Annotated in this window: 18 protein-coding genes, 1 tRNA gene and 2 pseudogenes; 18 read left to right on the top strand and 3 right to left on the bottom strand. The window is 65.4% G+C overall.

Translation table 11 applies throughout. From position 1 onward, the window contains the following. Positions 1 to 29 precede the first annotated feature (29 nt). Positions 30 to 632 (bottom strand): DUF1579 domain-containing protein, encoded by a 603-nt coding sequence (locus ACTHN1_RS07785; RefSeq protein ID WP_440470384.1) that lies wholly within the window; start codon positions 630 to 632, stop codon positions 30 to 32. 195 nt (positions 633 to 827) lie between these two features. Between ACTHN1_RS07785 and ACTHN1_RS07780 the strand changes: the two genes are divergently transcribed. Then, complete coding sequence (locus ACTHN1_RS07780; protein ID WP_440470383.1) at positions 828 to 1,754, top strand: M14 family metallopeptidase; 927 nt, start codon at positions 828 to 830, stop codon at positions 1,752 to 1,754. 93 nt (positions 1,755 to 1,847) lie between these two features. After that, positions 1,848 to 2,114, top strand: coding sequence for a DksA/TraR family C4-type zinc finger protein (locus tag ACTHN1_RS07775; RefSeq protein ID WP_440470382.1), 267 nt, complete (start codon positions 1,848 to 1,850; stop codon positions 2,112 to 2,114). Positions 2,115 to 2,150: 36 nt separating this feature from the next. Here the strand turns inward: ACTHN1_RS07775 and ACTHN1_RS07770 are convergent, their stop codons facing one another. Further along, entirely contained in the window at positions 2,151 to 3,146 is a 996-nt protein-coding gene (locus ACTHN1_RS07770; RefSeq protein ID WP_440470381.1) for a tetratricopeptide repeat protein, read from the bottom strand. 136 nt (positions 3,147 to 3,282) lie between these two features. On the opposite strand from ACTHN1_RS07770, the gene thpR reads away from it, so the two are divergent. Next, on the top strand, positions 3,283 to 3,879 hold the full coding sequence (thpR, locus tag ACTHN1_RS07765) for an RNA 2',3'-cyclic phosphodiesterase (RefSeq protein ID WP_440470380.1): 597 nt from the start codon (positions 3,283 to 3,285) through the stop codon (positions 3,877 to 3,879). Positions 3,880 to 3,892: 13 nt separating this feature from the next. On the opposite strand, the gene ACTHN1_RS07760 is transcribed toward thpR, so the two are convergent. Further along, positions 3,893 to 5,005, bottom strand: a complete 1,113-nt coding sequence (locus tag ACTHN1_RS07760; protein WP_440470379.1) for a tetratricopeptide repeat protein — start codon at positions 5,003 to 5,005, stop codon at positions 3,893 to 3,895. Positions 5,006 to 5,153: 148 nt separating this feature from the next. On the opposite strand from ACTHN1_RS07760, the gene ACTHN1_RS07755 reads away from it, so the two are divergent. The 15 genes and pseudogenes from ACTHN1_RS07755 to ACTHN1_RS07685 all read left to right on the top strand — a co-directional run. Beyond that, on the top strand, positions 5,154 to 5,612 hold the full coding sequence (locus tag ACTHN1_RS07755; protein ID WP_440470378.1) for an acetyltransferase: 459 nt from the start codon (positions 5,154 to 5,156) through the stop codon (positions 5,610 to 5,612). Then, positions 5,609 to 6,055, top strand: coding sequence for a thioredoxin TrxC (gene trxC / locus ACTHN1_RS07750; RefSeq protein WP_440470377.1), 447 nt, complete (start codon positions 5,609 to 5,611; stop codon positions 6,053 to 6,055). Before ACTHN1_RS07755 ends, trxC begins: the two co-directional genes overlap by 4 nt. Before the next feature lie 131 nt (positions 6,056 to 6,186). Beyond that, complete coding sequence (locus ACTHN1_RS07745) at positions 6,187 to 7,929, top strand: M1 family metallopeptidase (RefSeq protein WP_440470376.1); 1,743 nt, start codon at positions 6,187 to 6,189, stop codon at positions 7,927 to 7,929. Between the two features lie 105 nt (positions 7,930 to 8,034). Continuing rightward, positions 8,035 to 8,895 carry an SAM-dependent methyltransferase gene (locus ACTHN1_RS07740; RefSeq protein ID WP_440470375.1) on the top strand — a complete coding sequence of 287 codons (861 nt, stop codon included), beginning with the start codon at positions 8,035 to 8,037 and terminating at the stop codon, positions 8,893 to 8,895. Continuing rightward, the gene (locus ACTHN1_RS07735; RefSeq protein WP_440470374.1) at positions 8,870 to 9,154 is read left to right on the top strand and encodes a hypothetical protein; all 285 of its coding nucleotides are present in this window, start codon (positions 8,870 to 8,872) and stop codon (positions 9,152 to 9,154) included. Before ACTHN1_RS07740 ends, ACTHN1_RS07735 begins: the two co-directional genes overlap by 26 nt. 69 nt (positions 9,155 to 9,223) lie before the next feature. Next, positions 9,224 to 11,029, top strand: coding sequence for a diguanylate cyclase (locus tag ACTHN1_RS07730; protein WP_440470373.1), 1,806 nt, complete (start codon positions 9,224 to 9,226; stop codon positions 11,027 to 11,029). 175 nt (positions 11,030 to 11,204) lie between these two features. Next, a complete protein-coding gene (locus tag ACTHN1_RS07725) occupies positions 11,205 to 13,025 on the top strand; it encodes a diguanylate cyclase (RefSeq protein ID WP_440470372.1) in 1,821 nt (606 codons plus the stop codon). A 110-nt stretch (positions 13,026 to 13,135) separates the two neighbouring features. Beyond that, positions 13,136 to 13,480, top strand: coding sequence for a RidA family protein (locus ACTHN1_RS07720; RefSeq protein ID WP_440470371.1), 345 nt, complete (start codon positions 13,136 to 13,138; stop codon positions 13,478 to 13,480). A 97-nt stretch (positions 13,481 to 13,577) separates the two neighbouring features. Next, a tRNA-Val gene (locus tag ACTHN1_RS07715) sits at positions 13,578 to 13,652 on the top strand. Between the two features lie 133 nt (positions 13,653 to 13,785). Then, on the top strand, positions 13,786 to 16,200 hold the full coding sequence (locus tag ACTHN1_RS07710) for a DEAD/DEAH box helicase (protein ID WP_440470370.1): 2,415 nt from the start codon (positions 13,786 to 13,788) through the stop codon (positions 16,198 to 16,200). Positions 16,201 to 16,301: 101 nt separating this feature from the next. Beyond that, a pseudogene (locus ACTHN1_RS07705) lies at positions 16,302 to 17,066 on the top strand (ribonuclease H-like domain-containing protein); the annotation flags it as partial. 187 nt (positions 17,067 to 17,253) lie between these two features. Continuing rightward, on the top strand, positions 17,254 to 18,372 hold the full coding sequence (locus ACTHN1_RS07700) for an HDOD domain-containing protein (protein WP_440470369.1): 1,119 nt from the start codon (positions 17,254 to 17,256) through the stop codon (positions 18,370 to 18,372). Between the two features lie 335 nt (positions 18,373 to 18,707). Further along, complete coding sequence (locus tag ACTHN1_RS07695) at positions 18,708 to 20,447, top strand: hypothetical protein (RefSeq protein ID WP_440470368.1); 1,740 nt, start codon at positions 18,708 to 18,710, stop codon at positions 20,445 to 20,447. A 69-nt stretch (positions 20,448 to 20,516) separates the two neighbouring features. After that, positions 20,517 to 22,265: a hypothetical protein gene (locus ACTHN1_RS07690; RefSeq protein WP_440470367.1), complete on the top strand. Its 1,749-nt coding sequence runs from the start codon at positions 20,517 to 20,519 to the stop codon at positions 22,263 to 22,265. 86 nt (positions 22,266 to 22,351) lie between these two features. Next, positions 22,352 to 23,569 (top strand): annotated as a pseudogene (locus tag ACTHN1_RS07685) (RHS repeat protein); the annotation flags it as partial.

Here is a 23,569-nt window from a genome sequence, read left to right as displayed (position 1 = left end):
CCGCCCCCCCCCCCCCGCGGCGGGGAGGCTTACGGACGTTTCTTGTAGGTAATCTCCATCATTTTGGCTTCCTTGCCATCCGGACCGGGCGCGTACATTTCAAACACCTCGGTGTTCTTGTCGGTCCAGCGGCTGGTCATGCGCGAGGTCACCGGTTTCTTGCTGACCGGATCGTGGTAGGTGCCGGTATAGGTGCAGGACTGAGCCGCGTCGCAGGTGCCTTCGCTGACCATCAGGCCGGTGCTCATGCTGTCGTTCCAGGTCGCCCAATGCTTGCCGGTGACGTTGTCATAACCTCGCAGGCCCTGGCCGCTGAACGGTTGGCCCATCATCTGCGAAGCCACTTCCTCCACCTGCACGCGGCCGCCGAGGATCATCTTGCGGGTGGCGGTGCCGGTATCGGTGCTGGGCGGTGCGTCGGGGCTGTGCCAGCTCTTCACGGTCAGATCGTAGGTGCCGTCCAGCGAGGCCAGTTTCCGGTGTTCGTCACCCGGTGTGCCGGCTTTCTGGAACGCTTCCATCTGCGCCTTCATTTCGGGCGTCATGGGTGGCGTCTTGTTGTCCTGCGCCACGGCCGGCACGGCGGGCAGCAGGGAGACGAGGACGAGGGAAAGAACGGGACTGCGCTTCATGGCGGGCCTCCGGGGACATGACCAGACGTTGGTGGGCATGGGGGTGCGCCGTATTTGCACTACCGGGCGCTCAGGCTGCGTGAAGGCGGACCACCGTTCGTCCGGACGCCCCCCGACATGCCGTGGCACCCGCCGGCCGCGCGCCCGCGCGCCCCTGTTAAAGTGCTGCTCCTTTTCGTCATCCCCTGCATCGCCATGACCGCACCCGCACGCTTCTATCCCATCGGCACGCCCGGCCAGCCCTGGGGGGCGGCGGAGAAAGCGGAATGGCGCGCCCGCCAGACCGTCCGGCGCAGCTACGCCGCCGATGTGGTGACGGTGATCGATCGCCTGCGCGGGCGCTTCGACGTCGAGTCCTATGGCGAACTGGATTACGGGACCGATGGCCGCTACCCGCTGTTCGCCGTGCGCAGCCGGAACTGGAATCCGGACCTGCCCGTCATGCTGGTGACCGGCGGCATCCATGGCTACGAAACCAGCGGCGTGCATGGGGCATTGCAGTTCCTCGAACAGCGCGCGGCGGACTACGCCGGCCGAGCCAATCTGCTGGTGGTGCCGTGCGTGAGCCCCTGGGGTTACGAGCGCATTCATCGCTGGAACGCCGACGCGATCGATCCGAACCGCTCGTTCCGCGACAACAGCCCGGCGCAGGAGTCGGCGGCGCTGATCCGGCTGGTCGCGCCGATCCGGGACGTGGCGCGGATGCACATCGATCTGCACGAAACCACCGATACCGACGAGAGCGAGTTCCGGCCCGCGCTGGCGGCGCGCGACGGCAAGCCGTTCGAGCCCGGCGAGATTCCCGATGGTTTCTATCTGGTCGACGACAGCGAAAATCCGCAGCCGGATTTCCAGCGCGCGGTGATCGCGGCGGTGGAACAGGTCACCCACATCGCGCCAGCGGACGCCAACGGCGAGATCATCGGGTCACCCGTGGTCGCGCCGGGCGTCATCGAATACGCCTTCAAGCCGCTGGGACTGTGCGCCGGGGTGACCAACGCCCGCTACACGACCACCACCGAGGTCTACCCGGACAGCCCCAAGGCAACCCCCGCGCAGTGCAACAACGCGCAGGTGGCGGCCGTGTGCGCCGCCATCGACTACGCGCTCGCGCACGCTTGAAGCCGGCCGGTTCCGGCCCCATTTGGGTCCGTGAACATTGTGGTGGAGCGCCGGGTGTAAGCTCGGCCGGCGACTCCGCGGGAGGGCAGGACCATGGCAACCGGTTGGGCCGGCGACGGCGCTGTACAGGATCAGATCGATGCGACCGTGAAGGACGCCATCGCGCGTGCGCGGCGGAACCTGCCGTCCGGTCCCAGCCTGAGTCATTGCGAGGAGTGCGACGCGCCGATTCCGCCGGCGCGCCAGAAAGCCGTGCCCGGCGTGCGCCTGTGCGTGGCCTGCCAGGAGGCGGTGGACAAGGAACAGGACGCCTCGCAGATCTACAACCGGCGCGGGAGCAAGGACAGCCAGTTGCGCTGAGTTTCGGATGACGCATCCCCGGATGCGCCATTGACGTCATGTGCGCGTCGCCGCGTTGTCGTCGGGCGCTTCTTCCGCCGCCTCGTCCTCGTTTTCGTCGTCGTCCGGACCAATCCACCAGGCGTGGCCTTCCTGATGTTCAGGAGGCGGGCATTCGCGGGTTTCGATGGCGTCCACCGAACGGCCAGGCGCCTGCGCCGCCCAGTTTCGCAGCAACGCCTCGGCCACATGCCGGCTTTGCGCAGCGATGCCGAGATTGCGTTCGACTTGCCAATCGTCCGCATCGTCCTCGCGGTCGTGCCGATGGGGGGCTCCGTAGCTGCAACGCATGCAGTAGTGCGCGACGCTGCCGGTCCAGTCCTCCGTATAGCCGAGTCCGGGCGCGTTGACCGCGAGCAGGGCGTTCAGATCGTCCGGTCCCGGACAGGAAACGAACGCCACGAAGGTCTGGAACTCCGAAGCGACCAGGCGTCCCAAAGCGTTGAAGACCGGAACCTCCCGTTGCCCATCGAAACGACGGCCTGTCGAAGCGCCGTCGTGGAGCACGACATCGCCGAAACGATGCCCGCTTTCGGGCAAGGGGACGTTGAGCAGGCGTGCACGCACCGGATCGATGCGCCGGACGAATACCGTTTCGCCGGAATGCCACGGATTCAGGCGGACCACCGCGATCCCGTAGTCGTCGTCGATGGGGCCTTCGCCTTCCGGGACGCGGATGCCACAGGCGGTCCACAGGCGCCGCGCCTGGGCCCACTCCCCCAGTGCGGTGGCGGCAATGGCGGCATTCCAGTGTTCGGCTTCGTCAAGCTCGCCGGAGAGTTCAATCGCGCGCAGGTTGTGGCGCAGGGACACCGGCCAATCCAGCAGGTACTTGTGGGCGAGCCCACGCATGTAGTGGTAGTAAGGCCGATCCGGGCGCTGGGTGAGCAGGCGTTCGAACGCGTCCGAAGCTTCGCTCAATTCGCCGCGCTTCATCGCGGCGTAGGCGTGCGTATGCAGATCGGCGAGTGCCTGTTCGGCGGGATTGGTCATGTTTCGTCTGCGATGCCTCGAAGTCCGGCGCATTATGCCTGTCTGGTGAAGGGCGCGACTTGCATTCCAGGGGCGCGGCCCGGGATCATGCCCACCTCGATGGTGATGGAATCTCCCTGCGTACTGCGGGGCCGACATGAAAGGGCAGGTGCGCTTGGCAATCCGGCAGGATGATCTCTTTGGCGGTCCACCCTCGCCGCTGCACCGTCTTTTCTTCGCGCTTCTGCCATCGGCATCGGAGCGCAGGAAAGTGGCCGATGTGGCGGGCGGGCTGCACGCCAGTCATCCCCACGTGCGCTGGGTGAATCCGGAACGCTATCACCTGACCCTGCATTACCTCGGCGAGAGCAGCGGGCCGCGCCAGGATTGGGCTGTCCGGGCGCGTGAGGCGGCGGACGGATTCACTGGCGAGGCTTTCGAACTGGAACTGGATCACCTGCTGCCGCTGGGCAATCCGCGCCGGCCCGCGCTCACGCTGGCGGGGGCGTCACCGTCGCCGGACCTGATCCGCTTCTGGCGCGGCCTCCAGGAGCGGTTGATCCGGGCCGGCTTCAAGGATCACGTCGGACGGGGTTTCATCCCGCATCTGACGCTGGGCTACAGCGAACCGCAGCCGGCGACGCCGGCGGTTCCGCCGATCCTCCTGGCTCCCACCGGATTCGTGCTGGTCCAGAGCGTGGAAGGGCAGGCGGATTACAGCTTTCTCGGCCAGTGGCCGCTGCACCCACGCTGACGGCGGTTCGGGGTCAGCGCGGTTGTGGCCCGAAGATGCTCGGCTCGCGGGGCCGCCGCAGGCGTTCCAGCTTGGCCTGGTACTGGGCGCGGGTCGCGCCTTCCGTGAGTGCCTGTGCCTTGGCGAGCGCGCGGCCGGCGCGTCGTGCGTCGCCCAGGTGCAGATAGGCGCGCGCCAGTCCCTGGTAGAACCGGTGTTCTTCGTCATACAGGCGGATGGCGCGCAGGTAATAGGTGACCGCGCCCTCGTAGTCGCCGGATCGCTCGTGTTCCAGGGCCAGCAGGAACTGATCGAAGGGATCGCGGGCGCGTACCCGCTCCAGCCGCTTCTGCAACGGCCTTGCTTCATCGCTTCGCCCGTTGCGGTTGTAGAACGTCACCAGATTGAACAGCGCGGAGGAGTAGTTCTCATTGAGGGCGAGGGCATGCAGATACAACGCCTCCGCGGCGGCGCCGTCGTTCTGCCGCAGCGCCACCACGCCGGCGTTGTTCCAGAAGGCCGGGTAGTCCGGACTGAGGACGCGGGCGCGCGCCAGATAGATCTTCGCCAGCGCGGGCTGGCCCTGGCCGAGCAGATCGACGGCACGGTTGTTGTAGAACATCCCGAACAGATGCGCGTCGCTGATGGCCTTGGGCTGTTGGCGCGAAATGACCTCGTCCCAGGCCACGTCGACGCTGAAACGCTGATGGCCGATGCGGACGCCGGCATTGACGTGATTGTTGCGGTAGACGGTGTTGCCTTCCTGATACCAGGTCAGCACGTCCTCGATTTCCTGCGCATAGGCCTGCAACCCGTCCGCGCGGGCGAGCGCCACCGCCATCAGGGTGAAACTCAGGCAGTTGGCGTGGCGCATCTGGTAGGTCTGGGCCACCGTGTAGTTGGCGTCCGCGCGGTATTGCAGGCCCAGGCCGCCTTCCCTGGAGAACATGAAATCCACCAGCCGATTCAGCCGGGCGGTGGGAGAGGTCGGATCCACCGGCGCCATCCATTGCCGGAACTGCGCGTCCAGTTCCGGTGGTATGGCGAGAATCTGTTCGGTCGTCGGAATATCCGGCGGGACCGCCGCATCGGGCAGCGGCGGTTGCGGGGAAAGCGCCAGTGCGGCGGCGAGCAACCACGTGGCCATACGCGTACCTCCACGTCTTCGGCCAAACTACGGTCGCGGCCAGTCTAGTCCTTTCCCGCGCCGGTGGAGTGAAGGCGGCCGGCGCGACGCGAAAACGGAAGTACGGATTACAACTCCGTACTCGACCACGACGTGGCAAGCTGTCCGGATGAAAATTGACACCGCCACCCCCGCCGATCTGCCCCGTCTGCTCGACGTCTGGGAATCGGCCGTCCGCGCCACCCATCACTTCCTCGATGAATCGGACATCCAGCTGTTCCGGCCACTGGTTCGTGACGGCTATCTCCCTTCCGCCGAACGCCTGGCGGTGGCGCGGGACGCCGACGGGCAGCCCTGCGGGTTCGTCGGGGTGGAGGCGGGGAAGGTGGAGATGCTGTTCGTCGATCCCGCGCATCACGGGACCGGCGCCGGCAAGGCCTTGCTCCGGCATGCGCTCGAACAGTGGGGCGCGGACCGGGTGGACGTGAACGAACAGAACCCGGGCGCGGTGGGGTTCTACCTGCACATGGGATTCCAGGTCGAATCGCGCTCGGAGCGGGATGGCCTGGGCAAGCCGTTTCCGTTGTTGCATCTGCGCCTGCCGACCGCGGGGCAGGGGGCGACGTGAACACGGCCGCCTGGCTGTTGCCCTGTCCGGGCTGCGCGGCGATGAACCGGCTGCCGCCGGAGCGATTGGACCAGGCTCCGCGCTGCGGCCGCTGCCATCAGCCGCTGTTCCAGGGATATCCGCTGGCGTTGACCACCGGTGATTTCGATCGCCATGCGCTGCGCAGCGACCTGCCGCTGCTGGTGGATTTCTGGGCGCCCTGGTGCGGCCCCTGCCTGACCATGGCGCCCCATTTCGAGGCCGCCGCCGCCGCGCTGGAACCCCGGATGCGGCTGGCGAAGGTCGATACCGAAGCGGAGACCGCATTGGCCGCGCGCTATGGCATCAGGAGTATTCCCACCCTGGTGCTGATCCGCAGCGGACGCGAACTGGCCCGCCAGTCCGGCGCGCTGACCTGCGAACAGATCGTGGCCTGGGCCCGTCAGGCCCTGTCCGGCGCCTGACGGCCGCCGGTTCGACGCCGTTCCCGCGCTGGACCGGTGCGGCATGACTTCAGTCGGATACCGGTGATCGGGGCCGCCGTGCCACCATCGGCGGTTGCCGCCATCCCCGTCCCGCACCGACCGGAGTCCCGATGCCGATGAAGTCCTCCTGCCTGACGCTCGCCCTGTCCCTGATCCTGTCGACGGGCGCGCTGGCCGAACAGCCCAAGCTGACCGATCTGACCCGCGACTCCGGCGTGCCGCGCGCGCCGGAGCAGGAAGCCGTGGTGTTCGAGCACGCGGATCTGAGCTTCAAGGTCATCCCGGCGGAAAAAGCGCTGCAGGGCGATGCCCGGTTGACCTTCCGCGCGAAGTCGCCGATCCGGCGGGTGGTGGTGGATCTGGACCGCAATCTGGCGATCAGCCGCGTGGAGGCAGACGGCACCGTGCTTCCGGCCAGCGCCTGGCGCAACCCGGAAGGGCGCATGAGCATCGACCTGCCGGCGCCGCTGGCGGCGCAGCAGCAGGTGAAGATCCGCATCGTCTATGGCGGCAAGCCGCACGTGGCCGAGCGGGCGCCCTGGGATGGCGGATTCGTCTGGGCGACCGCGCCCACCGGCGAACCCTGGATCGCCTCGGCGGTGCAGGGCGAGGGCTGCGATCTGTTCTGGCCCTGCATCGATCACCCGCAGGGCGAGCCGCTGGTGGTGGACCAGCACATCACGGTGCCGGCGCCGCTGGTGGCCGCGGGCAACGGCATCGCCATGGGCATGCAGGAGAAGGAGGGCTGGCGCACCTATCACTGGCGCGCGCGGGATCCGGACACCTACGCCATCGCCCTGAACATCGGGCCCTACGAGGAAATGAAGGGCGAGTACCGCAGCCGCTTCGGCAACACCATTCCGTTGCACTTCTGGTACCTGAAGGGGCGCGAGGCGAAGGCGCGCGATCTGTTCGCCGAGTTCCCGCAGGTGCTGGATTTCTTCGAGCGCAATATCGGCCCGTACCCCTTCGGCGACGAGAAGATGGGCGTGGTGGAAACCCCGCACCTGGGCATGGAACACCAGACCATCAACGCCTACGGCAACGACTACAAGAAGGACAAGTACGGTTACGACTGGCTGCTGCAGCACGAGTTCGCCCACGAGTGGTTCGGCAACCAGCTGACCAACGTGGACTGGGACGACATGTGGCTGCACGAGGGCTTCGGCAGCTACATGCAGCCGCTGTACCTGCAATACCTGCGCGGCGAGATGGAGTATCACGCCGCGTTGATGGACCAGCGCGCCGCGCTGGTCAACAAGTATCCGATCGTGTCGGGGAAGAGCCAGACCGAGAAGACGGTCTATGACCGCGAGGACGGCCCGGGCCTGGACATCTACTACAAGGGCTCGCTGATGCTGCACATGCTGCGCGGGCTGATCGGCGACGAGGCCTTCTTCGCCAGCATCCGCCAGGCCGTGTACGGCACCGACAAGCCGCAGCCGGGCAAGTTCAAGCCGCGCTATGTCTCCACCCGCGACTACATCGACATCGTCCGCCAGGTGACCGGGCGCGACTATGGCTGGTTCTTCGACGTCTACCTGTATCGCTCGGCCCTGCCGGAACTGGTCGCCGAGCGCGACGCGGGCGGGCTGAACCTGCGCTGGAAGACCCCGGACGACCTGCCGTTCCCGGTGCCGGTCCAGGTCCGCGTCGGCGGGGTCGACGGTGCCGTGCGCGACGTGGCGATGGACAACGGTCGGGGCCGCCTGGAACTGCCCGCCGGGGAGACGTACACCCTGGATCCGGATTCCCGCCTGCTGCGGGCGCTGCCACACATCGTCGAGTTCCAGAAGGACGCCGAGGCCCGCCGCAAGGCGGCCGCCGAGGCGGCCAAGGCCAGACGGAACTAAGCGCGGACCGGGGCATCGGCGCCCCCTGGGGCGCTGTCACCGGCTTTTTTTGCAATGCGACGGCCAGATCGTTAGATTTCGCCCTTTGGAACCTTCGGCGGCGCGATGGACGTGCGGGGAAGCCTGGTCTGTGTGGGAACGGGGATGATGCTGGGGGCGCATATCGGTCCGCGCGCGCGCAGCCATATCGAACAGGCCGATGTGGTGTTCGTCGCCGTGTCCGACGCGCTGGTCGAACTGTGGATCCAGGGCATGCATCCGGATGTGCGCAGCCTGCAACCGCTGTATGCGGAAGGCAAGTCGCGCCGTGACACCTACCTGCAGATGGTCGATGCGATGATGGAAGAGGTCCGCGCGGGGCGCCGCGTCTGCGGAGCCTTCTACGGCCATCCCGGCGTGTTCGCGCTCGCGCCGCACCTGGCGGTCGAGCAGGCGCGCAGCGAAGGCTTCGACGCGGAGATGGAGCCGGGCGTGTCCGCCGAGGATTGCCTCTACGCCGACCTGGGCATCGATCCGGGCACGTTCGGCTGCCAGCATTACGAGGCCAGCCAGTTCATGCTCTATCGCCGCCGGATCGACGCGTCCGCCTACCTGGTGCTGTGGCAGGTCGGTCTGGCGGGCGACCGCAGCCTGCGTCGTTTCAGCACGTCTTCCGCCGAACGGCAACTGCTGGTCGACCTGTTGGCGGAAGATTATCCGTTGGATCACCATGTCATCGCCTATGAAGCGGCGACGTTGCCGATCGCCTCGCCGCGCCGGGAACGGGTCCGGCTGTCCGAACTCGCCACGGCGGAGTTGAGGCAGCACACGACCCTGGTCATACCTCCGGCAAGACGCATGCAGATCAACGTGGATATGCGACAGCGCCTGGAAGCGCTGCAAAACGGGGCGGATGCCCCGTTCGATTCACCCGAAAACCACCACTTTAAGAGGACCCATCATGTCGAACGCAATCCGGTTTCTTGAAACGCTGGGGCAGAACCCCGCGTTGGCGCGCCTGTCTCCCGAGCAGTTGAAGTCGATGATCGATTCGCTGGACCTGGATCCGGCGCAGCGCGGCGCGCTCCTGGAAGGAGATCTGTCGGCGCTCGGCCAGCTGATCGGCGGTCGCGCCGAAATGATCGGTCTGATCTGGGAACCGGGTCCCGAGCTTCCGCCGAGCGAAGTGCCGGATGCCGATGGTCCGGACGAGAACGAGCCGGCACCGGCGCCCGCGGAAGAGTAAGCCGGCGGACGTTCCGACATGGCCTTTCGCCGGCTTTCGCGCGTACTCCTGACGGCCATGATGTGGACGATGGCGGCTGCCGCGAGCGCGACAGCCGCCGTTGCCCCGTCGGGCAGGGTCGACGCGTTGCTGCAGCAGGCCGAACAGGTCAAGAGTTCAGAGCCCAAGGTGTTCCAGCAACTGTTGCAGCAACTGCAGCGGGAAAGAGAGCGGGCGACGACCGCCCAGCGCGAACACATCGAGTATCTGATCATCTATGACGTGGCTTTCCAGGGGCAGTACGAGAAAGCCACGGCGCGTGCGCATGCCCTGATCGAGCGCACGCAGGATCCGGAAATGAAGTTCCGCACGGGTGTGTTGATTGCCAACACCAGCACCCTGGGACGCAAGTTCACCGAGTCGTTGCGGCTGCTGGAAACCACGTTGACCCTGGTGGATCAGGTCAAATCCAAGGAGCTTCGTCACCAGGGCTTGGGCGTGGCCGCGTTCACCTATGGGCAGGTGGGGCAGCATCAGCTGGCGCTGCGCTATGCCGAGCGCATTCTCGAAGATGCGCCGCAGCCGCGGACGCAGTGCTTCGCCAACCAGGTGAAGTTCGACGCCCTCAACAGCCTGGGCACGCTCCCCAGGCAGGATGACTCCATCCTGCAGGCGATCGAGCAGTGCAGGAGCCAGCATGAAATCGCCGCGGTGAACACCATCCGGGTGACGCTGGCGAAAAAGTGGGCCAACGAGGGCAAGCGGAATGCCGCCATCGAACTGCTGCGCAGCAACCTGCGGGAGGTGGAGGCCACCCGTTTTGCCTACCTCATTGCCCAGGTCAAGGCGCTCATCGCCGAACTGCTGCTGGACAAGGGGGATCTGGGCGCGGCGGAGAGTTTTGCCTCGGACACGATCGCGCAGGGAGGTAGCGACGGCAACATGCCTTCGTTGGCCAGCGCGTATCGCACCATGTACCGGATTGCAGAGGCGCGTGACGATTCCGATCAGGCACTGGTCTATTTCCGTCGGTACGCGGAGGTGGACAAGGCCTATCTGAATGAAGTCAAGGCGCGCGAGCTCGCCTACCAGATCGTGCGCCAGGAGACGCTGGAGAAATCGCAGCAGATCCAGCGCCTGGACAGCCAGAACCAGTTGCTGAAACTGCAACGGAAGGTTGAGCAGCAGGCCGCCCAGAACACCCGGCTGATCATCGTGTTGCTGGTGCTGTTGCTTGCGACCATCGCCTACTGGGCCTACAAGACCAAGCGGGTGCAGATGTCCCTGAAGCACCTGGCGGAAACCGATGCGCTGACCGGCATCTGCAACCGGCACCACTTCACCCAGTTGGCGGAACGCACGTTGAAGCAGTGCGAGCGCAGCGGTGAGGAAGTGGCCGTGATCATGTTCGATCTGGATCACTTCAAGTCCATCAACGATCGTTTCGGACATCCGGCCGGTGACTGGGTGCTTCGGCAGGTGGGGCTGGTCTGCCAGTCGCTGTGCCGCCGGATCGACGTGCTGGGACGCCTGGGGGGCGAGGAATTCGCGATGCTGATGTATGGCTGCGACCTGCGCTCGGCGATCCGGCTGGCCGAGGATTGCCGGGCCCGCCTCACCGCCATCGATACCTCCGAGACCGGACACCGGTTCATCGTCACCGCCAGTTTCGGCGTCACCTCGACCGCCGTCTCCGGCTACATGCTGGAGCGCCTTCTCTCCGACGCGGACCGCATGCTCTACCAGTCCAAGGAACGTGGACGGAACCGGGTCGCGGCCTACCGGGGCGCGGCCGAGGAGTGGAGAGAGTCCGGACCAGGCGCGGACTGGCCGGGTCCGGACGATGAGCCCTCGCTGGTCGTTCAGGCGGAGCGTTCGTTCGGCCACGCGCGCTGAGAACATGCGCCCGACGGCGGGGCGTGCGATACGCTAAAATCCGGCCGGGTGGCCCGGACAGGGCCGACGGTATTCCATCAGCGAGGGTAGTCCACGTTTTATGGGGTCGGGTCCGTCCGCTTTGTCGCCGGAGGCGCAGCCGCCGGCCCCTCGTCTTGCGGGCAGGCTCCTGACAATGCGTCAGGGCGTCCTGAGCGGTGCGCTGTGGTTCGCACTCCTGTGCCCGGCAATGGCGGCATGGGGGGCGCCGGCGCCCGGGGCGACCGAATTGCTGGCGCAGGCGGAATCGATCCGCAGCGCGGAGCCGGCCAGGTTTTCCGAGCTCATCGATGTGCTGCAAAAACGCCGCGACGAGCTGGAGCCCCGCCAGCGCGAACAGTTGGCGTATCTGGAAATCTACCGGCAGGGCTTTGGCGGAAACTACGATGCCGTGATTCCGCGCCTGAAGGCGCTCATCGACTCCGCCCAGGATCGCGATATCCGCTTCCGCGCCAATGCGCTGCTGGTGAACCTGTACACCAAGACGCGCCGGTTTGCGGAAAGCCTACGCCAACTGGGTACCGTCCTGCCGCAGATGGACCAGGTGAAGGACCCGCAACTGCGGGTGCATGCGCTGGTGGAAGCGGCCTACCTGCACAACGAAATCGGCCAGTACCCGCTGGGCCTGCAATACGCCGAACGGATCCTGGCCGAGCACCCGGATTCGCGCGCGCGCTGCTTCGCCGAGTATCTCAGGTACGACGCGATGCGGAATCTGGCGACGTTGCCCGTGGACAAGGCGCCGTTGCACGCCGCCATCGCCCATTGCGAAGGCGGCGGCGAGCGGCTGCTGGCCAATCACATCCGGGTGATCCTGGCCACGGCGATGGCCTCGGAAAACAAGCGGACCGAGGCCATCAGTGTGCTGAGATCGCATCTGGCCGAAGTGGAATCGTTGCGCTACCCCTATCTGGCGGTGCTGTTCAAGACCACGCTCGCCGAACTGCTGTTCGAGCGGGGCGAGCTGAGCCCGGCCGAGAGCTATGCGTCGGAGGCGATCGCGCTGAGCGGCGCGGTGGGCACCAGCACCCAGTCGCTGGTCAGCGCCTATCGCACCATGTACCGCATCGCAGAACGCCGGCGCGATACCGAGACGGCGCTGGTGTACTACCGTCGCTACGCGGAAGCGGACAAGGCGTATCTCAACGAAGTCAAGACACGCGAACTGGCCTACCAGATCGTCCGCCAGGAGACCCTGGAGAAAACCGAGCAGATCCAGCGCCTGGGCAGCCAGAACCAGCTGCTGCAGCTGCAGCGCAAGCTGGAAAACAAATCCGTGCAGAACACCCGCCTGGTGGTGGTGCTGCTGACCATGCTGCTGGCCAGCATCGGCTACTGGGCCTATCGCACCAAGCGTACCCAGATGATGTTCAGGCGCCTGGCCCAGACCGATGCGCTGACCGGCATCGGCAACCGGAACCACTTCACCACCCGGGCCGAGCGCCTGCTGGCGCAAAGCGCGCGCAACGGCACGGAGGTGGCGCTGGTCATGTTCGACCTGGATCACTTCAAGACCATCAACGATCGCCATGGCCATGCAGCCGGCGACCAGGTGCTGGTGCAGGTCGCCGCGCTGTGCCGCCAATTGGAGGTCCGGAACGGCGTGGTAGGCCGCCTGGGAGGAGAGGAATTCGCCCTGTTGCTGCCGGGGATGGATCTTGCCGGCGCCGTCGAAGTGGCCGAGGACTGCCGGCGACGCATCGCCCGCATCGACACGTCGGCCACCGGCAACCGTTTTCCGGTGACCGCGAGTTTTGGCGTGACCACGACCGCGCTCGCCGGCTATCCGCTGGCGCGCCTGCTCTCGCTGGCAGACCGCATGCTCTACCGCTCCAAGCACGAAGGACGCGATCGGGTCAGCGCCTATGAAGGCGGTTACCCGCTGCCGGAGCGGCGGACCGGTGCGCAGGACGCGGGCGACGCGCATCGATGGCAAGCGCAGGGACAGGAAGCCTGAATTCATTTTCCGGACGCGCGCGTCCGGCGAGGTCCTGCACCTTCGGCCCACGCCCTGGGCTAAGCTTCCACCGCGGCATGAACGATGCCGGTAATTCGAGGAGCTTCACCATGATCCAGCGTTTCGATGTCGGCCCCCGCATGTCGGAAATGGCCATCCACAATGGCGTGGTCTACCTGGCCGGCCAGATTGCCGACGACGCCGGCCAGGACATCCGTGGCCAGACCCGCCAGGTGCTGGCCGCCGTCGACGCCCTGCTGGCCCAGGCGGGCACCGACAAGAGCAAGCTGCTGCGGGTGGAGATCTTCCTGAAGGACATCACCGATTTCGAGGGCATGAACCAGGTCTGGGACGAGTGGGTAGTGCCGGGCCACACGCCGCCGCGCGCCACCGTGCAGGCGCGACTGGCCAACGAGGAGTGGCGCATCGAGGTCCTGGTCACGGCCGCGGTATGAGGCCCGGAAACGCCCACGGCATGAGCTTTTTCGGCGGGATGGACAAAAAAGTTTGACCAATCCGGCAGGCCCGATTAACATACGCGGCCCGAGATTCGGGCGGTTAGCTCAGCGGTAGAGCACTGCTTTCACACGGCAGGGGTCACAAGTTCGAACCTTGTACCGCCCACCAGTTGCACCCAGAGGCCCGGCGCAAGCCGGGCCTTTGTTTTGCCCGCGATTCGCCATCGCTCCGGTCCGTGGCGCCAATCTCAAATCCTGCGACGGCGATGGATTGTCATGTCGGCCCCAACAGGAGGCCGCCCATGTCCGTTCCCGCCCGGCAACTCGCCCGTTCCCACCGCGACCTGCTGCCGGCTGGCGCCGCCGACGGCAGTCGCCTGTCCGAGCGGCTGGCGGCCAAGTATCCGGATCGGGTGACCGGCCGGCTGACGGTGCCGGGCCGCGAGGGACGTTATGCGCCGCTGCCGGCGGAACTGCCGGAAGGACTGGCGCGGGCCTTGCGCGGTCGCGGCATCGAGCGCCTGTATGCGCACCAGGCCGAAGCCTGGGCCCACGCGGCGGCGGGCGAACATCTGGTCATCGCTACGCCCACGGCCTCCGGCAAATCGCTGTGCTACACGTTGCCGGTGGCGTCGGCGGTGATGGGCGGCAGCGCCAAGGCGCTGTATCTGTTCCCGACCAAGGCGCTGGCGCAGGATCAGGTCAGCGAACTGCTGGAGCTCAACGCGGCCGGCGATCTGGGCATCAAGGCGTTCACCTTCGACGGCGACACGCCGGGCGACGCGCGCCAGGCCATCCGCCTGCATGGCGACATCGTGGTCAGCAATCCGGACATGCTGCATCAGGCGATCCTGCCGCATCACACCAAGTGGGCGCAGTTCTTCGAGAACCTGCGCTACGTGGTGATCGACGAAGTCCACACCTATCGCGGCGTGTTCGGTTCGCACGTGGCCAACGTGCTGCGCCGCCTGCGCCGGGTCTGCGCGTTCTACGGCGCCTCGCCGCAGTTCATCCTGTGCTCGGCCACCATCGGCAATCCGCAGGCGCATGCAGAGGCGCTGCTGGAAGCGGACGTGCACGCCATCACCGAATCCGGCGCGCCCAGCGGCGACAAGCATGTGCTGCTGTGGAATCCGCCGGTGGTCAATCCCGATCTGGGCCTGCGCGCGTCGGCGCGCTCGCAGAGCAACCGGATCGCCCGGCTGGCGATCAAGGCCGGACTGAAGACGCTGGTGTTCGCGCAGTCGCGGACGATGGTGGAAGTGCTGACCAAGTACCTGAAGGACGTGTTCGACCATGACCCGCGCAAGCCGGCGCGGATCCGCGCCTATCGCGGCGGTTACCTGCCCACCGAGCGCCGCCAGGCCGAGCGCGACATGCGCGATGGTCGCATCGACGGCATCGTTTCCACTTCGGCACTGGAATTGGGCGTGGACATCGGCAGCCTGGACGCGGTGGTGCTCAACGGTTATCCCGGTTCGATTGCCGCCACCTGGCAACGCTTCGGTCGCGCCGGTCGCCGCCAGCAGCCGTCGCTGGGCGTCCTGGTCGCCAGCTCGCAGCCGCTGGATCAGTACGTGGTGCGGCATCCGGACTTCTTCGCCGACAGTCCCCCCGAACATGCCCGCATCGCCGCCGACCAGCCGATGATCCTGCTGGATCACATCCGCTGCGCGGCGTTCGAACTGCCGTTCCTGATCGGCGAACATTTCGGTCCGGTCGATCCGGCGCCATTCCTGGAACTGCTGGGCGAGGACAGCGTGGTCCACCGCGAGGGCGATCGCTATGAATGGATCGCCGACAGCTATCCGGCCAACGTGGTCAGCCTGCGCGCGGTGGCGGACGGCAACTTCGTGGTGGTGGACCGCACCGACGGGCGCCAGGTGATCATCGCCGAGGTGGATTTCAGCGCCGCGCCCGTGACCCTGTACGAGGGCGCGATCCACATGATCCAGTCCACGCCGTACCAGGTGGAGCGGCTGGACTGGGAAGGCCGCAAGGCCTACGTCACCCGCACCCACGTGGACTATTACACCGACGCCATCGACTACACCAAGCTCAAGGTGCTGGAGCGTTTCGACGGCTGCCGCGCGGGGCAGGGCACCAGTCACCATGGCGAGGTGCACGTGGTCCGGCGCGTGGCAGGCTACAAGAAGATCCGCTACTACACCCACGAGAACATCGGCTACGGCCCGGTCAATCTGCCCGACCAGGAGATGCACACCACCAGCGTGTGGTGGCAACTGCCGCCGGAGCGGCTGCACGCCGCGTTCGCCTCCCGCCAGGAGGCGCTGGACGGCTTCCTCGGCGCGGCCAACGCGCTGCACATCGCCGCCACCGTGGCGGTGATGGCCGAGGGCCGGGATCTGCAGAAGGCCGTGGGCGATGGCGACGGAGCGTGGTTCGCGGTACCGGACGCGCAGGGGCGCGGACAACTGCGGGGTGGTGAGGGACAGCTGCTGTCGCCGCTGGAAGGCGATCGTTTCGTGCCCACCCTGTACCTGTACGACAACTACCCGGGCGGCATCGGCCTGAGCGAACCGCTGTGGCGGCGCCAGGCCGAACTGGTGCGGCGGGCCGGCGAACTGGTGGATGGCTGCGGCTGCCGCGCGGGTTGCCCGGCCTGTGTCGGTCCGATCCTGGCGGCGGATGAAACCGCCGAGGTCACGCCGAAGCTGCTGGCGCGGCGCGTGCTGGAACTGCTGGCGACGGCATGAGCATTGCGCTGGAACAACTGCGCCGGTTGCGCCGGCAGTCCGGGCACGGCCAACCCGCCGTGTCGCAGGCACCCGCGCGCACGGCGGACATCGATGCGACCGCGTCGCTGCGCCGGATGCTGGGCGTGCGCGGGCGCACGATCGCGCCGCCGCGCGCGGCGGCACACCTGCGCGATCTGCCAGGTGAGGAAATCGCCGACGGCCTGCGCCTGATCGAGCGGGTGCTGCCGTGGCCGGAAGTCCCGGAAGCATTCGATGGCGCGTTCGCGCGGGACGATGCCCTGGCCACGGCGGGGTTGCTGTTCTTCGATACCGAGACCACCGGACTGGCCGGCGGCACCGGCACGCGCGCCTTCATGATCGGCGCATCGGATTTCGTCCCGGAAGGATTGCGCGTGCGCCAGTTGCTGATAGCGCATCTGGCGGCCGAGCGCGCCATGCTCGATACCTTCGCCAGCTGGCTGCAAGCGGGCACGCGGCTGGTCAGCTACAACGGACGCTGCTATGACGCGCCACTGCTGGTGACCCGTTACCGGCTGGCGCGGCGTGGCAATCCGCTGGAAGGGCTGCCCCATCTTGACCTGCTGTTTCCCACGCGCCGTCGTTATCGCGGCGTGTGGGAGAACTGCCGGTTGGCGACCATCGAGCGGCGCGCGCTGGACATCGTGCGCGAGGACGACCTGCCGGGTTCGGAAGCGCCGGCTGCCTGGCTGGGTTATCTGCGTGGTGGTTCGTCGGAGCTGCTGCGGCGGGTGGTGGCACACAACTTCCAGGACGTGGTGACCCTGGCTCGCCTGCTCGCGCACCTGTCGGTCATGGGACCGGTGGAAGGACGTCCGCTGCCCGGAATCGCGCCAAAAATTTGACGAATCCGCGGCGCCGCGCGATTGCACGGAGCAGGTTGTGTGAAGGGCTGCGCAATATCGTGCGATGGCCCTTCAGGATTGTCATGGTGCGGCCGAATAACAGGTAGATTTTCGCGCGGGCGTGTATCCGGAACAGGGATGCGCCGTCGAGCAACGCCATCGAGCAAAGTTTCAAAGGGGAAGTGTCTTGCGGATTCTGTACGTGGGCGATACCGCCTGTTTGCCTGACGATCTGGCCGACTACATCGGTGACATGGGCGACGAGTGGAAAGTCGAATTCGCCAGTGACGGCAATGCGGCCATGTTCGCGGTGGCCAATTCCCCGATCGACGTACTCATCGTCGGCCCGGGCCTGCCGGACCTGCCGCCAGCCACCCTGCTGGGCCAGATCCGCACCCTGCGGCCGGAAACCATCCGCATCGCGCTGCTGGAGAACACCGAAGCCGGCATCTCGCCGCCCATCAAGCTGATCGGCGTCGCCCACCGTTTCCTGCCGCTGCCGCTGTCGTCGGAAACCGTGCTGGAGGCGATCCACAGCCTGGAGGAACTGCGCGACCTGCTCGACAGCCCGCGCCTGCGCCGGGTCATCGGCCGGGTGGAGCACCTGCCGTCACCGCCGCACCTGTATTTCGCGCTGACCCGCGCGCTGGAAGAAGACGACGGCGACAGCAGCGACATCGCCCGCATCGTCTCCGGCGATCCGGCCATCGCCGCCAAGGTGCTGCAGCTGTGCAACTCGGCGTACTTCTCCAATGGACGCGCCATCACCGACCTGCGCGCCGCGGTCACCCGCCTGGGCCTGGCGACCCTGCGCGACCTGGTGCTGGCCAGCGAAGTGTTCTCGATCAAGACCGGCAGCAATGTCGATCGCCTGGCCCTGCAGCAGCGCGCCCTGATCGCCTCGCGCCTGGCCGCGCGCATCCTGCCGCAGACCAGCGCCGAACTCGGCGCCACCGCCGCATTGCTGGCCGACGTCGGCCTGCTGCTGCCCGGCGTGCGCGACGAACGCGAACCCGTTTCCGCCGAAGGCGACGAACGTCCCGGCCACACCGAGGCCGGCGCCTACCTGCTCGGCCTGTGGGGCCTGCCCATGCCCATCGTCGAAGCCGTCGCCTTCCATCGCCAGCCGCAGCGCTCCAGCCTGCGCAGCTTCTGGGTCCCCGGCGCCGTGCACGTCGCCGGCGCGCTCGCCAGCAACGAACAGGTCGACGAGGAATACCTCAAGTCGCTGGGCGTACTCCATCAACTCGCCGGCTGGCGGGAAATGGCCGACAGCCTGTTTGATCGGGTGGCGAGCGCGGCCTGAGTCGAGCGGGCGGGTTCCGCCGGATCGCGCATTTCCCGCCGGCCATCTCGCAGCGTGACCGCAGCTCTCGCTGCATGCACAGCCACGATGGGGTGGTTCTTTGGTCAAACACGCGATGTGGATGAAGCACAAACATCGCTGATCCGCCCGTATTCGGGAGCCGCTTGACTGCCCCGGAAATCCCCGTTATTGATCCGGCGGAACGCCTGTCGTCGGGCGTCTCGCTCCAGTTGGGGATTGATGGCTGGACGCTTCGAGGGAATCGCTGCAATGCACTGAACCGCACCCGCCCGCGCGGAGGCGGCGAACCGCTGGAGTAGTACCCAGGAGAAGACATGGAACCGAGGTCACGCTGGATCGCGTTGCTTGTGGCTTGTGCGGTGATGGGGGGAGTCAGGGCGCAGGAAGTCCCGACGGGGGACGAATATCTGCGCAGAATCAAGATCTATCAAACCATCCAACCGGTGGGAGACACTCCGTTCGGGGAGCGTCTGAATCTCTATACCGGCGACCTGACATTCAGCCAGACGGATATCTCGTTGGAAGGGAGCGGGCCGACCATCACGCTGGTCAGGCAACTCGCCAGCATGGCCGAAAGCGAATCACGCCTGCAGCCCTACATGATGGGCGACTGGGTGCTTTCGATTCCGCGCATTGAAACCGTGGTCAGTGCCAACCTGATGACCGGTGATCCTGGACAACCCGGTGATCGCTGGATGGTCATTTCATCGTCGGATCCCAATCGACACAAGCGCTGCACCTACTTTGGCCGACCGGTGGCGTCACCCGGCTTCGGATTCAACGGATCGGTCTGGGCGGGTGTGGAAATGGTGACGGAAGACGGGCAGCGTCAGACCTTCCTCAAGCGGTCCGTGCAGAACACGTCCGCACCCGTCATGACCGATTCGCTGGGACAGCCCATCGCCTTTCCGGTGGTGACCCAGGACAACTGGCAGATAGGTTGCCTGGCGCAGACCAGCAACGGGCAGACCGGCGAAGCATTCCTGGCCGTATCCCCAAGCGGAACGAAGTACTGGTTCAATCATCTGGTTGGCGAGCGGATTGCGAGCCTGGCCGAGCCCGTGGAAGGAGGAGCGAAGATCAAGTATCCACGGATGATGGTCACGATGTATGTCACCCGGATCGAAGACAGGGTCGGCAATGCGCTGACCTACCAGTACAACGGAGATCGGTTGGCCTCCATCACCGCCACCGACGGGCGAAGTGTCTCGATCACCTGGAGGCCGGATGCGCGCCTGATCAGCGGTGTTACCGTGCAGGCCTCGGACGCGCCGGCACGCGCATGGCAGTACAGCTACGCCACGGTCAGCAGCTTTCCCTTTTTCAAGCTTGCAACGGTCACATTGCCTGACAACACGAGCTGGACCTTCAATCTGAATGGCCTGGGTGGTTGGCCTTTGGAGGTTCCCAACAACGAGGAATGCACACAGCGGATTCCGACGGGCCTCTTGCCTGGGAACGGCCTCGTTTCCACGGTCACGGCCCCCAGCGGGGCAGTGGGTTCGTTCACCATATCGGGTGTTGGCCATACACGAAGCTACGTACCGAATCCTTGCCAGATGGTATTCGCGACATCGGCGCTTACCAGAAAAGAAATTGCCGGACCAGGCGTTGCGCCTTCGGTCTGGACGTACAGTTATTTCGCCAACCCAGCGAGTTTTTCCGCCGATGCCTGCTACTCGGCAGGCACGTGTGCGGCAACCAAAACGGTGCAAGTGACGTCACCCACGGGCGACATGACGCGTTATACCTACAGCAATCGCTGGAATGAGACGGAAGGCAAGCTCATGAAGATGGAATCCTTCCAGGGAAGTGCCACGTTGGTGCGGACGGAAACCTATACCTACGCAAATCCCACGCAGGGCCCCTTTCCCTATCCGTTGGGGAGCTCATTCGAGGGCAGTTCGTCCAATGCCGTCAAGAACGAGGTGTGGACGCCGATGCGCGAGCAGATCACGACCCAGCAAGGACGCAACTTCGTGATGACGGTGCAGTCCTTTGATGGAAGAGCGCGCCCGACGAGCGTGACCAGAAGCAGTTCGCCCATTCCCTGAGCGTTGATTCGAAGAAGCATGCGGCCCGTATCGTTGGGGCCGGCCACCAATGGCTGGAAAGGAATCGGGATGAGGACTGGAATCTTTGGCTGCTATGCAACACTGGCGTTGGTGCTTTCTTCGCCAGTGACGGCTCAAGTCACACCACCAGAACAATACAAAGCCTACCTGACACGTGCGCAAACCATTACGCAGGTAATGGAATTCGGGGATCAGATCAGCCTTCGTGACGGCAAATTGAGCTTCAGGCATGTGGATTTGGAACTACTGGGAAATGGTCCTCCCATCCGGATCATCCGCACAACGACGCTAGATGATGGGCTGGCCACCGAAGCCAGTTCGGGCAACGGGATGGGCGGATGGGAACTGGAGATTCCGCGAATCAGGACGATCACATCCAATGCGCCTTCGCAGATGCGCACCAAGCCCATATCACCTGCCAGTCCGGTAGGGTGGCAGGTCGCCGCGGCGGATAAGAATGCCCGCTGCACGAACTTCGTTCCGCCTGACAACGTTTCTTACCCGACTACAGGGATAGATTTCTGGACATCGAACTGGTGGTTTGGTTATCAGCTCGTGGATGATCAGGGGAATGACCAGCCCTTGTTCAACCGGACCGCCGAAATGCCGGAGCAGCGATTCAGGATTGGAACCGCCTCCAATTGGGTCGTTGAATGTTTGTCGAGCACGGCCAATGGCGAACCCGGCGAAGCATTCCTGGCTACCGGGCCGGATGGTACGCGCTATTGGCTCAATTACCTCGTGTACACGCCCTATGAGGACTTGAACATGGAGTTCGAGAATATGCCGCCGAAAGGGCAGACGCAGGTGTACGGATTGCCCCGGAGAGCCGCCTCGATGCTGGTGACGCGTGTCGAGGATAGATTCGGGAATTGGCTGGCCTACCAGTACGAGGCGGGAAAATTGACGGCGATTGTCGCCAGCGACGGGCGCCAGGTCACGATAGGAAACCCGGGGAATATGATTGGCTCGATAACGGCAGGCACAGGGCCGGAAGCACGTATCTGGACCTATCAATACCAGAGCGGATTCCAGGTCATACAGCCGGACGGGACCAGGTGGTCGTATACGGGAAATTTTGGCCGACAGTTCTTTTCGGCCTATGGTTTCGAGAACTGTTCGCAGCTATACAACACGGAGCCTAATGGCACCCGGCAGGTCAGCGTCGAGACCCCCTCTGGGGCGATCGCGACATTCACCCTGCAGCGGCGCATTTTCGGTCGGTCCTATGTTCCCAAGTACTGTGCCGGCGCCGGTGGTCTGATGAACCCGGATGCCGGCTACGCGCTTATTCCAAGGTTATGGATAGGTCACGCGATTACGTCAAAGGTCGTGTCTGGCCCCGGAACTCCACCGCGAGCATGGACTTATACCTACTCGCCGCACAATGGTGCCTGGGCAGAAAACTGTGCCGGGAATACCTGTACGGCCTCGGTATGGACCGATGTTGTGGATTCGATGGGAAAGCGCGAGCGCAGCTACTTCAGCAACAGATGGGATCAGACCGAAAACAAGCTGGTCAAGGAAGAAACCTACAACGGGGCTGGTGCTCTCTTGAGGACTGTGGAATATACATATGCCACAACGCCTGTAAATGTTGCCAATCCCTATCCTTGGCCGCAGAAGGTAGGAACCTTCGCGGGCTACAACATCAATGAAGAGGTCGCCTTGCGATGGACGCCTTTGTTGACGAGGAGCGTGGGTCAGGATGGAAGGCGCTTCGTCCATGCGGTAAACGCCTTTGATGCATGGTCTCGGCCCATCAGCGTCACCAAGAGCAGCGCGCCGTCGCCATGACCGGATGCGGCAGGGACAGGACAGAACGACCGGCCTTGGCCGGTTCCGAAGGGGAATCACGCATGACGCGGACAGGGAAGCAGGGGATGAAGCGGACGATATTGAGCGTGCTGGTGGCCTTGCCCCTGGCGGCGCAGGCGCAGACGTACAGCAAGACCGAGACTATCGAGTACCACGACAATACGACGTTGTGGGTGCTGGGGCAGACGGCCACGGTCACCTGCGTGGCACCGGCCGAGTGCACGCCGTCCTGGGCGCCGAGCGGCATCGTGATGTCGGAGACGGCCTACGACACCCTGGCCCGACCGGTGACGGTGAAGTCCTTCGGAAAGCTGAAACAGACCCTGACCTACGACACCACCTCCACGGTGACCAGCGGTCAGCTGGGGACGCTGAAGACGGTCAAGGACGGCAACAACAACATCACCACCTTCGGCAACTGGAAGCGGGGCATTCCGCAGGCCATCACCCATGCCGACAGCAGCACCCAGTCCGCCGAGGTCAACGACCACGGCTGGATAAAGTGGGTGATGGACGAGAACGGCCATACGACGAACTACGAGTACGACGTAATGGGGCGGTTGAGCCGCATCCAGTATCCCCTCAACGACACAGTGGCCTGGCTGGACACGACTTCGGTGTTCGAGCCGGTGGCAGTGGCCGAGTACGGCATCCCGGCCGGTCACTGGCGGCAGACGGTCAGCACGGGCAACGCGCGCAAGGTGACCTACTTCGATGCTTTGTGGCGCCCGCTGCTGACGCACGAGTACGACGCGGCCAACCCGACCGGCACGTTGCGCGCCAGCAGCACCGAGTACGACAGCGACGGACGGGTAACGTTTCAGTCCTACCCTTCATCGGACCTGGTGCCGGCGGCCACCGGCACCTGGAGCTTCTATGACGCCCTGGGCCGGGTGACCCAGGTCAAGCAGGACTCGGAGCTGGGGCAGCAACTGACCACCACTACGGAGTACCTGGCCGGGTTCCAGACCCGGGTGACCAACCCGCGCGGCCAGCAGACGCTGTATGAGTATCAGGTCTTCGACCAGCCGAGCACCGATGCGCCCACTGGGGTGACGCAGTTTGCTGGTGTGGACACGGCAGCCACGGAAATCCAGCGTGATGTGTTTGGCAAGGTCAAACGGCTGACGCGGCGCAACGCTGACGGCAGCCTGCGCGTGGACCGCCACTACGTCTACCAGGCTGACCAGTTGCTGTGCAAAAGCATCGAGCCGGAGACCGGGGCGACGGTGTATGCCTACGACTGGGCCGGCAACCTGACCCATTCGGCCTCGGGCCTGGTG

Source organism: Pseudoxanthomonas sp. (genome assembly GCF_051953815.1).
Lineage (GTDB): Bacteria > Pseudomonadota > Gammaproteobacteria > Xanthomonadales > Xanthomonadaceae > Pseudoxanthomonas_A.
The sequence above is the reverse complement of the archived record's forward strand: the minus strand, read 5'-3'. Positions and strand labels throughout refer to the sequence as shown.

Excerpts from the sequence above, each read along its gene's own strand:
- ACTHN1_RS07785 (WP_440470384.1), bottom strand. The coding sequence starts at position 632 with ATGAAGCGCAGTCCCGTTCTTTCCCTCGTCCTCGTCTCCCTGCTGCCC.
- ACTHN1_RS07780 (WP_440470383.1), top strand. The coding sequence starts at position 828 with ATGACCGCACCCGCACGCTTCTATCCCATCGGCACGCCCGGCCAGCCC.
- ACTHN1_RS07775 (WP_440470382.1), top strand. The coding sequence starts at position 1,848 with ATGGCAACCGGTTGGGCCGGCGACGGCGCTGTACAGGATCAGATCGAT.
- ACTHN1_RS07770 (WP_440470381.1), bottom strand. The coding sequence starts at position 3,146 with ATGACCAATCCCGCCGAACAGGCACTCGCCGATCTGCATACGCACGCC.
- thpR (WP_440470380.1), top strand. The coding sequence starts at position 3,283 with ATGAAAGGGCAGGTGCGCTTGGCAATCCGGCAGGATGATCTCTTTGGC.
- ACTHN1_RS07760 (WP_440470379.1), bottom strand. The coding sequence starts at position 5,005 with ATGGCCACGTGGTTGCTCGCCGCCGCACTGGCGCTTTCCCCGCAACCG.
- ACTHN1_RS07755 (WP_440470378.1), top strand. The coding sequence starts at position 5,154 with ATGAAAATTGACACCGCCACCCCCGCCGATCTGCCCCGTCTGCTCGAC.
- ACTHN1_RS07745 (WP_440470376.1), top strand. The coding sequence starts at position 6,187 with ATGCCGATGAAGTCCTCCTGCCTGACGCTCGCCCTGTCCCTGATCCTG.
- ACTHN1_RS07740 (WP_440470375.1), top strand. The coding sequence starts at position 8,035 with ATGGACGTGCGGGGAAGCCTGGTCTGTGTGGGAACGGGGATGATGCTG.
- ACTHN1_RS07735 (WP_440470374.1), top strand. The coding sequence starts at position 8,870 with ATGTCGAACGCAATCCGGTTTCTTGAAACGCTGGGGCAGAACCCCGCG.
- ACTHN1_RS07730 (WP_440470373.1), top strand. The coding sequence starts at position 9,224 with ATGGCGGCTGCCGCGAGCGCGACAGCCGCCGTTGCCCCGTCGGGCAGG.
- ACTHN1_RS07725 (WP_440470372.1), top strand. The coding sequence starts at position 11,205 with ATGCGTCAGGGCGTCCTGAGCGGTGCGCTGTGGTTCGCACTCCTGTGC.
- ACTHN1_RS07720 (WP_440470371.1), top strand. The coding sequence starts at position 13,136 with ATGATCCAGCGTTTCGATGTCGGCCCCCGCATGTCGGAAATGGCCATC.
- ACTHN1_RS07710 (WP_440470370.1), top strand. The coding sequence starts at position 13,786 with ATGTCCGTTCCCGCCCGGCAACTCGCCCGTTCCCACCGCGACCTGCTG.
- ACTHN1_RS07695 (WP_440470368.1), top strand. The coding sequence starts at position 18,708 with ATGGAACCGAGGTCACGCTGGATCGCGTTGCTTGTGGCTTGTGCGGTG.
- ACTHN1_RS07690 (WP_440470367.1), top strand. The coding sequence starts at position 20,517 with ATGAGGACTGGAATCTTTGGCTGCTATGCAACACTGGCGTTGGTGCTT.